Raw genomic sequence first — 12,284 nt, 5'->3', positions numbered from 1 at the left:
TCAGGGTAAAACTGTTGGGATCAAGGGGAGGATCGTGCGCTTCATGAGTATGAAAACAGCATTTATGACAGCGCGCGCGGCGTTGGACGCAGGTGAACAATTTGCGCATGGCGCGATGCCTGAGGAGATTGCAAGCAGTTGGCAGCGGTGTCTGCGCGTGGGGCTGGACCCCGGTGGCGCGCCCGTGGAGGCAGTGATCTCGTATCAGGAGCTGCAAATCGCACGCCAGCAGAACGAACGGCTGATGGAAATTGTGCGACCCGAACTTGAGCTTTTGAGTTCGCAGATTGCCGGTACGAATTATATGACGGCTTTCGCGGATGCGAACGGCACCGTTTTGGACGCTATCATGGATGCTGAATTCCACGCCGCCGAATGTTCGCGCAGCGTGCGCCCCGGCTCGATCTGGCGCGAAGATTTGCGCGGCACGAATGCGCTTGGGCTGGCGCTGTTCACCGGGCAGACCAGTATGGTGACCGGGCCTGAGCATTTTTTTACGCGTCACGGCGGGGTGTCCTGCGTCTGCGCCCCGATTTTTGCGTCGGACGGCAAGATTGTCGGATTGCTCGATGCGTCCTCGGAAGTGTCTGCCCGCCAGTATCACACCAAAGCTCTGGTCGGTCTGGCAGCGACGAACATTGAAAACCGATTGTTCATCGAAAGCCATCGCCGGGATTACATCATACAATTCCATCCCAGAGTCGAATACTTGCCGACGCAGAGTGTGGGCATGGTAGCGGTGAACGAAGAGGGTTATGTCACCGGCGCCAACAGAAGTTCGGCCAGATTGCTGTCGGGTCTGAACTGTGTGGCCACAAGCCGGTTCAGCGAAATTTTTAACGGGACCTTTCGCTCGATCCTGCGCAAACTGATCCGGGGGGACACGGTCGAGCTTTCGGATGGGTTGAATGCGAGCTATTTCGCCCGGCTGCGCCCAATGTCACGCCCGCGCTCAGGTGGTACGCCCGCGCAGGAAGTGACGCTACGTGCCCCGCGGCTTTACCGGCTAGAACCTCAGGACCAGGAGCTTGTCTTTGATGACGAGCTGGTGCGCGAATGCTTGCGTGTGGCGCGCCGGGCGGCGGATGTGGGCCAGCCAGTGTGCATTCACGGCGCAACGGGAAGCGGCAAAACCGCCATGGCCGAGGTCATACATCGACATGTGCATCCGGCCAAACCGTTGATCGCCGTAGACTGCCGCAGGCTGATCCAAGACACGGATATGCGCGGGGTGATCGGGGAGTTGATGCAGGCCACCGCCCCGTCGGGGCTCTCCCTGGCACAGGGCGGCACATTGGTGCTGGAGCATGTTTCTGCGCTGAAGGGTCTGGCCGCAGACGATTTGAACGTGCTCCTGGACAGTGTGCGCAGAGATGTGGCGGCGGGGCATTGGTATGTGGTGGCGACGGATCAGCCGCAGCAGGATGAAACCCATATACGGACCAGAACGATTGCGGGCGTCAACATGCTGACTGTTGATTTGCCGGGGCTCAAGGCGCGTACGGATTTCGACAAATTGGCGCGTATCATGCTGGCGGATTTGTCGCCGCAGCATCAACTGTCGGCCAAGGCCCTGCGCAAGCTCGCGTCAATGGAACGGTCTGGTAATTTGAACGATTTGCGGCATCATTTGCAGGTCTTGGTGGCAAGCTGTCCCGCCGGGATCGTACGCGAGACGCAGGTGGACCATTTCTTTCCGGCGCAACAGAGCGAGACTAGGGCCTGTGGTCGCTGTTTGGGGGTTCCGATGCGAGAAAAGCGATGCCTCGAGGTGCGGCGTGTCTTTCAAATCTGTCAGTGCAATGTGGCGCTGACCGCCCGCCGTTTGGGCATCTCACGCAACACGGTTTATTCGCATCTGAAAGACTGAACAGCGCCGATGCCTTGCGCCAATGCGGCGGCGACGTGATCATGGTGACGGGCTGTGTCTTCTTCTGACAGAAAGCGCAAAGCGGGCGTGTTTTTTGTCAAAAGCGCCATGCCTAAGCTGCGGCGATGCGCGTCGAGTATGACGAAAAGGCCCCTTGGCGGGCCGCGAAAGCGATGCGTTTCGATAAACGCGCGGATCGTTTCCGGCGTTGGCCAGATCGGTGATCCGGTGTGGGGCAACATATGCACCAAGGTCGCGGCGTCCTTTTGCTCCGCCGGACGCAGGCTGACGTCCTTCAGGGCCATCAACGGCGGGTGCAACAGATGCCATTGTTCCGGTGTCATCACAAAATCACGGCAAAGCTGCGCCGACTGTGTGCTTTGGAAAAACATTTTACGCTGGGTTGGGGCAGGTGAAAAACCAAGCCGTGTCAGCAGCGCCTGCGACGCCGCATTATCCGTGTGGCATGTGGCGATCAGCGGCGGTGCGAGCGTGGCGAAATGGGCGGCTACGGCGACCTGTAGCGCGTATTGCATCAGTCCGCGGCCCCAAAATGCCGGATCAAGCCAATACCAAAGTGAGGCCCCGATGCACAGGCATCCCGCCACTGCGCCGCCTTGTTCGACAATGAAGAGATGTTCACCGGGATGCTGGCCATGGGCCAGCAGCGCATCGACCTCGGACGGGCCAAAGGGCTGTGGCACGGCAGCAAGCCAAGGGGCAATCCGGGGATCGTTCAACTGTTGGATCAGGGTCGGCAGATCCTCGTGCCGGACCTCCCGAAGGGCGAAATCTTGCGGTGCCGGATCGGTTGAAAAGCGGGTCATGGGGCTCTCTTGATTGGCCTGAGATGACCCAGAACAGCGCGAATCATCGGACGAAATCAAGAGGGTGACTCGGAAATGATCGTGATTTGGAAAATATACTGCACTGCAGAAAAATCTCTTATGGAACAATATGTTCCAACCTCAAAATGAAACCGTAAAGCTATTTTACAACTTTTCCAACGCACCACGAATTTGGGCAAAAATCCACCTGTTTAAAGCGGATTTCATTGCGTCATCCTGTCGCTTCGATAGCCTGACCCATACGAAAGACCGGATGTTCAGGGGAGGGGATAGCCGTGCACGAGAAATTGCATACAGGGCCGTGTGGTTTGTACGATGCAGGCTCAGTTCGGGCGCTCTTTGGTTTGCCCCGAGGCGTAGGACATCACATCCCATATCGCAGAAATATCGGTGGCCATCCGCCGATGCACCTGCTGCAAAATCTGATCTTTGAGCACATCGTCCAGCGCATCAACGGCGTGGCGTGCCGCGCGCATGTCTTGCGGATCACGGGTGTCAAGCGCCTGCTGGATGGCGTTTTGACAGTGCGTGTCCACGCCATCGGTTTGGTGACACACCAACGCCAGCGTTTGGAAAAATCGAATGTCGGTGGGATCAATCATCGTGTCGGCCCTTCAATGCGTCAAACAGCACTCATTTAAAGGGGGTCTCAATGACAGGTCAATCACGCAGCATTCAAGATATTCTCATGGATCGCCTGAAGGTCACACAGGACATCGCGGCGGCGAATGTCGAGCATATGCGGCTGAACCAAAAGGCCAGTGGGATGATGGTGTTGGACATGAAGGACGAAGAGGACGGCGTGGTTGACGAGGCCCGCGAGGTCGCGCGCCGCCAAAATGAGGCCGCGTTGGAGCGCAGCGCCGACAGGATCAATGCATTGGAAGGGCGTCTTTCTGCACTGGATGCGGAAATCGACACCGTTATGAAAAAGGAAAACTGAATGACACAGCATATGCCGCCTCAGGCGCTCTCGCTTTTTGATTTGTTGGCCCGGACATGGGATTTGGACCAAAACATCCGGCAGGTTCTGTTCAACATGGACGGAACGGCGCTTGCGGTGGTTCAGGCCGACGGGCGCATGACCTTTGTCGGCGTGAAGGATGCCGAAGGCCCGGAAAAACGGATACGGCAGGAACTCGACACCGGCCGGATGACCATTCGGGCGCGGGAAAAACCACTGCCGATGCCGCTGACCAGCCGGGATGCCACGGCGCTGCCAGACAGTAAAATGTGCCCGCTTGGGCCACAGGGATTTGCCTTTGTCCATAGCGAGGGAGAAGAGCTTTGGCGCGCGACGCCCCGCGGCCAGCTTCTGCGGTTGCTGCCCAGTGAGGGCGTTGACATCACGGCACTGACTGCGATGCCGGGCGCGGCACAGATCGTGGTCGGGCGTGGCGATCAGATATCGGTCGTGAGTGCTGAGGGCGGGGAACCGCTGAGCAGCACAGAGCTGACGCATGATGTGCGTGACATCGCGGTGTCAGACGATGGGCGCCTGTTGGCGTGTTGGGGGGCGGGGCATATCAGTGTCGTCAAAGCCGAAGGTCTTGAGCTTCTGACGACACTGCCCTGTCAGGGTCAGGTTTTGGCGATGCGCTGGTCGCCCTGCGTGCGTTGGTTGGTTGCGGGGTGTCGCGACAAATCTGTTCTGGTGGTGGATGCCGTTGCCGGGCAAGCGGATCGGATCGTTGATTTTCCGCAGGCGGTGCAGTCGGTGGATTTCAGTGCAACGTCACGGGCCCTGGTCGCGTCCGGGGCCTTCCGCGTGGTGGGTTGGGCGCTGCCTGAACTGCCATTTGGCGATCACGAAGGGGACCCGATCACGACGGGAAAACCGGGGTTGACGATTGTGGATCGGCTGTCGGTTCACGGTAAACGTGACCTCTGCGCCGTGGTTTATAGCAATGGTTTGGTCACGATTTGCCGGGTGGGCCAACCCGAGGAGATGATGCTGCGCGAAGGCACCGGCGTTGCCGTCACTTCGGTCGCGTGGTCCGGGGACGGAACGCATCTGGCACTGGGAAGTGAGGATGGCACGGTGTCCATCGCCACTTTTCCAGACGACATGTTCAAATAGAAAAACCAAGGGAGAAGGATCAATGACACAAGCATTGACTACAGAAGAACAAAGCAAGGACCGTTTTTTCCAGGCACTGGCGAAAGTGGCCGAAGAGATGGTTGAGGAGCACGGCAAAGATTTCGCGGCAGGGGCACTTGTTCTGGCCGCGCGCTGGGTTGCCGAAAACCGCCTTGGCCAAGCCGAAGACCTCAAACACTAATGGAACTTTGACGCCTGCCGCACTCCGGTGGGCGTCGTTCCGGGAGCCGTCAGCCTTTGAATTTGGCTCACAAGTATACTGTTCAACGGTCCGGCCAGCTGCGCAAGCGGGTCGGTTGCAGAGGGTGTATTGGCGGCTGTTGCGCCCGCCAGATCCAATATTTTCGTCAAATCCGGCTCCACCAGTTGAGCGAAGGCACAGAGTTCATGAATCCGAAACGTGGCAAAATGCAAGCTGTCGTCATTCACCAGCACGTTGTCCTGTTGGCGGGTCGGAACATGGGTATTGAGCGCGTTGCTGTGCACCGCCGCGCCCAGCGTGGTCAGCACCGTCTTGCGCCATTTCGCATAGTCGGTGTCGGCGGAGTGATCAATGCCAACGGTATAGAGCTTTTCGGAAATGGTCCGAAAAACCCGCCCGCCCGCGATGTGACGCCGCCAAAATTCATTCGCCTCTTCAACGCTTTGGCAGTCGGCAAACCGTTGTGCAAGTTTGGGGCGGATCAGCAGGACCAGCGCCATATCCACATCTTCGGAAATCGACCGGGCGATTTGCATGGCGGGCATCGGCAGGTCGGTCAATGCCAAAAGCCGCAGGGCGCTGAGTTGTTCGGTCAGCCGCGCAGACAGGGCCGCAAGCCCGTGCCATTGCGCCGGGGTCAGGCCTTCGATGTGATGAGTGCGTCCGCAACTTGTCCCCGCGTGCAACGCCCGGACCCAGAGAATGCATTGGTCAAACAGAAAGACCAGATCCACCTCGGCGCTGTTGGGCGCGTTCTCAACGCGCGGCAAGGCCCGGAACCCCGGCAGGCTGCGCACCCCGTCGCGCCAGTGGCGATCGAAGTCCAACCCTTGCGCGGCCCAAAGCTGTTTCACCCGTGCCAAAAGCTGTGGCGAGAGGCCGGGATAGGACAGTTCGGGTGGCGCGTATTCGAAAGGGAGTGTTCCGCCAGTCGGATCGGTCTTGTGCATCGGGCTGCGTGTCCGGGTTTCAGTTAAGCCACGATAACCCGGCCATCGCGCACATGGCCAGAGTTTTGTCCCAACCGGGACGGAGGAGTTGTCCCGAGAGGGACAGAGGGAGAATGAGATGACGCTAGCCATACGTATGCGCGCCAGACAGACACAGGTGTTCAAAATCGGTCAGGTGATCGAGGTGTTGAACATGTCGTCGGCCGAGTTGGATGATCATATTGCACAGACCGCGCGGGACAATCCGATGATCGTGCTGCGTCCGCGCAGCGCGGGCGGTGTCAGTGCGACGGATGTTCTTGAAATGACCGCCGTTGAAGACGCCTCAAGCCTCTATGATCATGTCTTTCGCGAGCTGGCCGGGTTGATTTTACAAGGCGGGCAGCTGGAAAAACTGGTCACCGCCTTGATCGAGGAACTTGATCCATCCGGCTGGCTTGGCCGGTCGGTGGCCCAGATCGCCGAGACGCTGGATATGCGGGCTGAGGTGGTCGAAACGGCGCTGAAGATCATCCAGAAGCGTGTTGAACCGGCGGGGCTTTTCGCCCGGACTCTCGAAGAGTGTTTGCGGCTTCAGTTGGAAGATCAGGACGCCATGACCGAGACCATGGGGCGGGTTTTGGCCCATCTGGAGGCGTTTGAAAAAGGCGGTCCCGCCTGTCTGGCCAAAGTGGCTGGTCTTGAGATGGAGGAGGTGACGTCCTGTCTGTCGGTGATCCGTCGGCTGAACCCGAAACCGGGTGCTGTTTTCATGACGGATGCGACGCTTTTGCGTGAACCGGATGTCAGGGTGACGTTATCTGCGACGGGGTGGGAGATCGAATTTCTCTCCGCGCGCGCGTCCGAAGTGTCGATTTTACCGATGCCAAAAGCCGGGCAGACCCCCGCGTTGCGTGAGGCGCTTGCGCGGGCGCGGGCGCTGAAACAAGCATTGGAGTTACGGCAGTCCGCAGTAAAGCAGGTGGTGCGGGTCTTGGTGGATCGACAAAGCGCGTATTTCCACACCGGGGCCGAAGCGTTGCAGCCGATGACCATGTCCGAAATCGCGCAGATCACCGGGTATCATGCGAGCACCGTGAGCCGGGTGTTGAATGGGTTGTTGATCGAAGGTCCCCATGGCGTGATCGCGGCGCGGGTGCTTTGCGCCGGGGCGGCTTCGGTTGGTATGACAGATTCCAAACCCAAAGTTCAGGCGCGCATCCGGGCCCTTCTTGCCACTGAGGATTCCGCACATCCGCTGTCCGATCGTCGCTTGACGGCGCTGTTGCATGTGGAAGGCATCACCGTGTCCCGACGTATCGTATCGAAATATCGTCAGGAAATCGGTCTTGCATCCGCGGCGAAACGGCGCCTTTACGCCTGAGGTTTCAGTGCGATTTTAAGGCGTCAAAACCTCCCGCGTCAGGGCGAAATTTTCGAGGACTATCCACACAACGTGCCGGGCGAATGCTCGGCATATTGCATTTTGAGCATCACGCTCTGAGCACTGCGTTTTTTGGCCGCCTGAGCCCGTCCGGGCAGAGTGTAAAATGCGTCAAGTGTAACGTGTAACGCTTCGTAACTCTGCGGACCGTCCGAGTGACACAATATGCGACAATATGTCCATTTCACTCAGGACGGGGAAGAGCCGGATTTTGGGTGTGCAAAATAAATTAACAAAAAATATATAATATAAACAATAGTTTAAATATTTTCTCGCGTTTGAGGCACGGGTTTTCCGAATTGTGGAACGCCGTTTGCAACAAGACCTGCACAAGACGCGAGCAACTGCTCCACGCGGGGCAGCCTCAAAGAACGAAGGATAGGGAGTGAGGGCATTCGGGTGATCGGCCAAGGCACATGCCGGCCATCGCAAGGATGTCGATCTTTTCAACCTTTGCCGAAAACCGGCGCCGCTGGAGATTGAACCCCGGCGCTCAAACGCAACGGCAAAAGCCGCCAACAGGTGACCGGGGTTCCGGTTGCAGAGCTTTAAGGAGGCTCATGGCATGACTTTAACGCTTAATAAAATCACGTCTCAGCGTGGGATTTCGGTGGGGGAGGCCACCAAGAAGATTTCCGATCTTGGTTGGAACCCTTCTTATGTGCAGGAAGCCAGCACCTTCCCGACGGATTACAAAATCACCAAGGCGCCGCGCGACCCGATGAAACAGGTTCTGCGCTCCTACTTCCCGATGCAGGAAGAAAAGGACAACCGGGTTTATGGTGCACTTGACGCCGCTTTGCGCGGTGACATGTTCCGCAACGTTCAACCCCGTTGGGTGGAATGGATGAAGCTCTTCTTGGCCATCATCCCTTTCCCGGAAATTTCGGCCGCACGCTCCATGGCGATGATTGCACGTCTGGCACCGGGCGAAGATCTGCGGACCGGGTTTACCATGCAGATGGTGGATGAATTCCGCCACTCCACGATTCAGATGAACCTGAAAAAATGGTACATGGAAAACTACATCGACCCGGCCGGGTTCGACATCACCGAAGAAGCGTTTGGCAAATGCTATGCCACCACGATCGGTCGCCAATTTGGCGAAGGCTTCATCACCGGGGACGTGATGACTTCGGCCTGTATGTATTTGACCGTGGTTGCCGAAACGGCCTTTACCAACACGCTTTTCGTGGCCATGCCGTCGGAAGCCGCCCGCAATGGCGACTACGCGCTGCCCACCGTGTTCTTGTCGGTTCAGTCCGATGAAAGCCGTCACATTGGCAACGGCCACTCGATGTTGATGGCCGCGCTCAAAGAGCCGGAGAACCACCTGCTTTTGGAACGCGATCTGCGTTACGCGTTCTGGCAAAACCACGCCATCGTTGACGCCGCCATCGGTACGCTGATCGAATACGGCACCACCAACCGCGACAAGGACAAAGAGTCCTATGCGGAAATGTGGCACCGCTGGATCTTTGAAGACTACTACCGGACCTACATGCTTCCGCTTGAGAAGTATGGTGTGAAAGTCCACCACGATGACGTCCAGGAAGCCTGGAACCGGATCACCAAGAAGAACTACGTTCACAAGATCGCTCAGTTCTTTGCCGTTGGCTGGCCTGTCAACTTCTGGCGGATCGAAGCTCAGACCGAAAAAGATTTCGAATGGTTCGAGCACAAATATCCGGGTTGGTATGCCGAGTTCGGTGATTTCTGGAAATGGTACTCCAAACTGTCGAAGCCGGGTGAAACGGTCGTCACCTTCAACGAAGACACCGGCTACGTCTATCCGCATCGGTGCTGGTCGAGCTTGGTGCCATGTGTCGTCCGTGAAGACATCGTTGTCGATCAGATCGACGGCCAGTGGCACACCTTTGCGCATGAGCTGGATCGCTGGACCGCAGTCTCTGCGTTCTCGGATGAATACGAGGGCCGCCCAACGCCTGCGATGGGCAAATTCTCGGGCAAACGCGAATGGGAAAGCGTCTACGACGGTTGGGATCTGGCGGATGCCATCAAGGATCTGAACTTCGTCCGCGAAGATGGCGAAACCCTTGTCGCTCAGCCGCACCTGCGGTTCGACAACAAGGATATGTGGAAGCTCGAGCATGTGCGTGGTCACACGCTGCGGTCGCCGCTGAACATGCTGCGCGCAATGTCGGATACGGATCGCGATGCGCATATCGCCAAGTATCGCGAAGGCTTCACCATCAACCCCTGCAACTAAACCAACACGGCGGGGGCCGACTGACGGCCCCCTCCACCCGGTGTGCAATGTCTGCACGCTGTGGATAGGGAGGACACAATGACGGATATTTATACTGTCCGGTTGGAACCGGTCGGAGTGGAGTTTGAAGTCGAGGAAGACGAAACCATTCTCGACGCCGCGTTCCGGCAGGGGATCGCGCTACCTCACGGGTGCAAGGAAGGGCAATGCTCGGCGTGTAAATGCGTCAAGCTGAATGGCGAAACGGAGATGTTGAAATACTCCACCTTCGCGTTGAATGACATGGAGAAAGACAGCGGGCATATCCTGATGTGCCGCGCGCATGCCTACAGCGACATTGATATCGAACTGTTGAACTATGACGAAGAGGTTCTGTCCAAGTCGATCCCGGTGAAGCAGTATTCCGGCAAGATCGTCGATTTCCAAAAACTGACCCATGACATTCGCGCTGTTCAAATTGAACTGGATGCGCCTCTCAAATTTTGGGCGGGTCAATATGTCGACATCACAGTCAAAACGGAAAAAGGGGAGAAGATTACACGCTCGTTCTCCATGGCAAATCCGCCGAGCGAAGCCCAAAAACTCGGCTTCATCATCAAAAAATACCCTGACGGACGGTTCTCCAACGAACTCGACGATGGCGGCATCAAAGCCGGAGCCGAAGTCGAAATCGAAGGGCCCTACGGGATGTGCTTCCGACGCGAAGGACGAGACGGGCCAGTGATCCTTGTCGGAGCCGGGTCCGGGATGTCGCCTGTTTGGTCGATTTTGAACGATCAGGTGGTCAGCGGAGAAGAGCGCTCGATCTATTTCTTCTACGGCGCGCGGTCTCAAAGCGACCTTTTCAAACTGGACGAGATCAAGGCGTTGACCGACGCCCACCCGAATGTCGAGTTCATTCCGGTGCTCAGCCATGAGGCTGACGACAGCGGATGGGCCGGCGAGCGCGGCTTTGTCCATGAATGCGTCGATGCGCGGTTGAAGGAGATCGACTGCGACGGGGAGGGGGACGTGTATGCCTGTGGACCGCCGCCGATGATCGACGCGCTGACACCCGTTTTGTTCATGCGCAACTTCGAAACAGACCGCATTTTCTACGACAAGTTCACGCCCACTTCCGGTTCTTCGGGCCATTGAACCCGGCTCGAACGCTAGTGACGTGAAACCAACCAAAGGGAGGCTACAATGGTAGCAACATCAAGCTCAGTAGGATCCGGCGCCGCCGGTGCCGCAACATTCGTCGGCTCAACCAGCCGCCGCTACAACTATTTCGAACCGCGCGGCAAACGGGCAACCCATTACGAAGACGTCACAGTTGACGTACAACCCGATCCCGAGCGCTACCTGATCCAAAACTGGATCATTGAATTCGAGGGCGGAAAAGGCGGCGGGGCCTACACGAAAGACAGCACGGCCGCGCTGTCGAGCAACTGGCACGCTTTCCGCGCCCCCGACCAAGAATGGGAACGCACCCACTATCAGCGCCAGTCCAAGATCGAGAGCATGGTGCAAAGCGTGATCACCAATGCGCGCCGCGCCGGTGCACCGCGGTCTTTCGACAAAAACTGGCAGATGATCCTGCAAAAACATTTGGGCGCATGGAAACATGCCGAATTTGGTCTTGGCACCTCGCTGATGCAGGCGCAGCGCTATGGCTACTCCCAGATGATCAACAACGCCACCTTGACGAACTCGTCCTACAAGATGCGCCTTGCACAGGACATCACCTTGTATCTGGCCGAAATCGGCATGGATCTTGAAGGGTGGGACGATGAGCTGGGCAAAAAATGCTGGCTCGAAGATCCGATCTGGCAGCCGACCCGCGAAGCGATCGAGACGATCATGGGCTGTGAGGATTACCTCGAGCAATATTTCGCGATCAACATCGTGTTCGAACCTCTGGTCGGCGAATTGATCCGGTCCGGCTTCTTCATGCAGGCCGCAGCCGCCAACAACGACTTCATCACGCCGCCGGTGATCTCGGCCGCAGAAGCGGATTACGAGCGCAACCTCGCGAACACCGTGGACCTGATTTACCTGTTGGCAAACGACGAACAATACGGCGATCACAACCGGAAGCTGTTCAAAGGCTGGCTCGCGAAGCACCGCGACCTGGCCGACAAAGCCGCCATCGCGTTGCAGCCGATCTGGTCGCAGCCGCATTCCAAGCCGGTATCGTTCGAAGATGTCAAAGCTGTTTCGCATGAGCGGATCAGCCAGATCGTCACCGAGTTGGGCCTCAGCTAACTTTCTGAAAAGGAATGAGAAATGTCTATCAATGCCCGTGATGCTTCCAAGCAGAACATTTTCAAATCTATGAAGGACATCACCTTCGATCAAACGATTTCACACCAGTGTGGGATCACCATGAATGACTCGGTCGAGGCCCGTGCCATCGCCGAATTCATGGGGCAGGATCCGAACGTGACGGTCACCTATAACCCGGCGACGATCCGGGTGGATGGCGAAGGCAAGCTGATCTTCAAAATGGATGAGATCAGCGAATTCTTCGGTCGTGAAATGACCGCTGAGATCTTTGAGGTGAACACCTCCACCCACTATGGCCGCATGGTCCGCGTGGATGACAACGTGGTGATCCTCTTCGGCAACATGGATGACGTGTTCGAATACATTTGATGACGCAAGGACGGGAGGGCGCG

General features: G+C 57.4%; 12 protein-coding genes. 9 read left to right on the top strand and 3 right to left on the bottom strand.

Features of this window, described 5'->3' with window-relative positions; genetic code table 11:
* The first annotated feature begins 43 nt into the window (after window positions 1-43).
* Window positions 44-1,870, top strand: coding sequence for a sigma-54-dependent Fis family transcriptional regulator (locus tag B30_RS21455; RefSeq protein WP_081583717.1), 1,827 nt, complete (start codon window positions 44-46; stop codon window positions 1,868-1,870).
* Here B30_RS21455 and B30_RS13180 read toward each other — a convergent pair.
* Together B30_RS13180 and B30_RS13175 are read right to left on the bottom strand one after the other, a co-directional pair.
* Window positions 1,849-2,697: a GNAT family N-acetyltransferase gene (locus B30_RS13180; RefSeq protein WP_009572596.1), complete on the bottom strand. Its 849-nt coding sequence runs from the start codon at window positions 2,695-2,697 to the stop codon at window positions 1,849-1,851. The genes B30_RS21455 and B30_RS13180 overlap by 22 nt on opposite strands.
* 344 nt (window positions 2,698-3,041) lie before the next feature.
* Window positions 3,042-3,320, bottom strand: a complete 279-nt coding sequence (locus B30_RS13175; RefSeq protein WP_009572595.1) for a hypothetical protein — start codon at window positions 3,318-3,320, stop codon at window positions 3,042-3,044.
* Between the two features lie 50 nt (window positions 3,321-3,370).
* On the opposite strand from B30_RS13175, the gene B30_RS13170 reads away from it, so the two are divergent.
* From B30_RS13170 to B30_RS13160, 3 genes are read left to right on the top strand one after another with little or no spacing between them, the layout of a single operon-like run.
* Window positions 3,371-3,661, top strand: a complete 291-nt coding sequence (locus tag B30_RS13170) for a hypothetical protein (RefSeq protein WP_009572594.1) — start codon at window positions 3,371-3,373, stop codon at window positions 3,659-3,661.
* On the top strand, window positions 3,662-4,798 hold the full coding sequence (locus B30_RS13165; RefSeq protein WP_009572593.1) for a WD40 repeat domain-containing protein: 1,137 nt from the start codon (window positions 3,662-3,664) through the stop codon (window positions 4,796-4,798).
* A gap of 22 nt (window positions 4,799-4,820) precedes the next feature.
* Window positions 4,821-5,000 carry a hypothetical protein gene (locus tag B30_RS13160; RefSeq protein ID WP_009572592.1) on the top strand — a complete coding sequence of 60 codons (180 nt, stop codon included), beginning with the start codon at window positions 4,821-4,823 and terminating at the stop codon, window positions 4,998-5,000.
* Here B30_RS13160 and B30_RS13155 read toward each other — a convergent pair.
* Window positions 4,997-5,971, bottom strand: a complete 975-nt coding sequence (locus B30_RS13155) for a hypothetical protein (protein ID WP_009572591.1) — start codon at window positions 5,969-5,971, stop codon at window positions 4,997-4,999. The two genes, B30_RS13160 and B30_RS13155, sit on opposite strands and share 4 nt — an antisense overlap.
* A gap of 118 nt (window positions 5,972-6,089) precedes the next feature.
* Here B30_RS13155 and B30_RS13150 point away from each other — a divergent pair, with 118 nt between their 5' ends.
* The 5 genes from B30_RS13150 to B30_RS13130 all read left to right on the top strand — a co-directional run bounded on the left by B30_RS13150 (window position 6,090) and on the right by B30_RS13130 (window position 12,261).
* Window positions 6,090-7,334, top strand: coding sequence for an RNA polymerase factor sigma-54 (locus B30_RS13150; RefSeq protein ID WP_100220111.1), 1,245 nt, complete (start codon window positions 6,090-6,092; stop codon window positions 7,332-7,334).
* A gap of 625 nt (window positions 7,335-7,959) precedes the next feature.
* Entirely contained in the window at window positions 7,960-9,624 is a 1,665-nt protein-coding gene (locus tag B30_RS13145) for an aromatic/alkene/methane monooxygenase hydroxylase/oxygenase subunit alpha (protein WP_009572589.1), read from the top strand.
* Window positions 9,625-9,702: 78 nt separating this feature from the next.
* On the top strand, window positions 9,703-10,761 hold the full coding sequence (locus B30_RS13140; RefSeq protein WP_009572588.1) for an NADH:ubiquinone reductase (Na(+)-transporting) subunit F: 1,059 nt from the start codon (window positions 9,703-9,705) through the stop codon (window positions 10,759-10,761).
* A 48-nt stretch (window positions 10,762-10,809) separates the two neighbouring features.
* Complete coding sequence (locus B30_RS13135; protein ID WP_009572587.1) at window positions 10,810-11,871, top strand: aromatic/alkene monooxygenase hydroxylase subunit beta; 1,062 nt, start codon at window positions 10,810-10,812, stop codon at window positions 11,869-11,871.
* A 21-nt stretch (window positions 11,872-11,892) separates the two neighbouring features.
* Window positions 11,893-12,261, top strand: a complete 369-nt coding sequence (locus tag B30_RS13130) for an MmoB/DmpM family protein (protein ID WP_009572586.1) — start codon at window positions 11,893-11,895, stop codon at window positions 12,259-12,261.
* Window positions 12,262-12,284: the final 23 nt, after the last annotated feature.

This window comes from Celeribacter baekdonensis B30, from assembly GCF_000299875.1.
Taxonomy (GTDB): Bacteria; Pseudomonadota; Alphaproteobacteria; order Rhodobacterales; family Rhodobacteraceae; genus Celeribacter; species Celeribacter baekdonensis_A.
This window is presented reverse-complemented; position numbering and strand designations above follow the sequence as displayed.

What these genes read in the sequence shown, in the direction of transcription:
- B30_RS13165 (WP_009572593.1), top strand. Translation starts at nt 3,662, where the DNA reads ATGACACAGCATATGCCGCCTCAGGCGCTCTCGCTTTTTGATTTGTTG.
- B30_RS13175 (WP_009572595.1), bottom strand. Translation starts at nt 3,320, where the DNA reads ATGATTGATCCCACCGACATTCGATTTTTCCAAACGCTGGCGTTGGTG.
- B30_RS13130 (WP_009572586.1), top strand. Translation starts at nt 11,893, where the DNA reads ATGTCTATCAATGCCCGTGATGCTTCCAAGCAGAACATTTTCAAATCT.
- B30_RS13170 (WP_009572594.1), top strand. Translation starts at nt 3,371, where the DNA reads ATGACAGGTCAATCACGCAGCATTCAAGATATTCTCATGGATCGCCTG.
- B30_RS13135 (WP_009572587.1), top strand. Translation starts at nt 10,810, where the DNA reads ATGGTAGCAACATCAAGCTCAGTAGGATCCGGCGCCGCCGGTGCCGCA.
- B30_RS13140 (WP_009572588.1), top strand. Translation starts at nt 9,703, where the DNA reads ATGACGGATATTTATACTGTCCGGTTGGAACCGGTCGGAGTGGAGTTT.
- B30_RS13150 (WP_100220111.1), top strand. Translation starts at nt 6,090, where the DNA reads ATGACGCTAGCCATACGTATGCGCGCCAGACAGACACAGGTGTTCAAA.
- B30_RS13145 (WP_009572589.1), top strand. Translation starts at nt 7,960, where the DNA reads ATGACTTTAACGCTTAATAAAATCACGTCTCAGCGTGGGATTTCGGTG.
- B30_RS21455 (WP_081583717.1), top strand. Translation starts at nt 44, where the DNA reads ATGAGTATGAAAACAGCATTTATGACAGCGCGCGCGGCGTTGGACGCA.
- B30_RS13155 (WP_009572591.1), bottom strand. Translation starts at nt 5,971, where the DNA reads ATGCACAAGACCGATCCGACTGGCGGAACACTCCCTTTCGAATACGCG.
- B30_RS13160 (WP_009572592.1), top strand. Translation starts at nt 4,821, where the DNA reads ATGACACAAGCATTGACTACAGAAGAACAAAGCAAGGACCGTTTTTTC.
- B30_RS13180 (WP_009572596.1), bottom strand. Translation starts at nt 2,697, where the DNA reads ATGACCCGCTTTTCAACCGATCCGGCACCGCAAGATTTCGCCCTTCGG.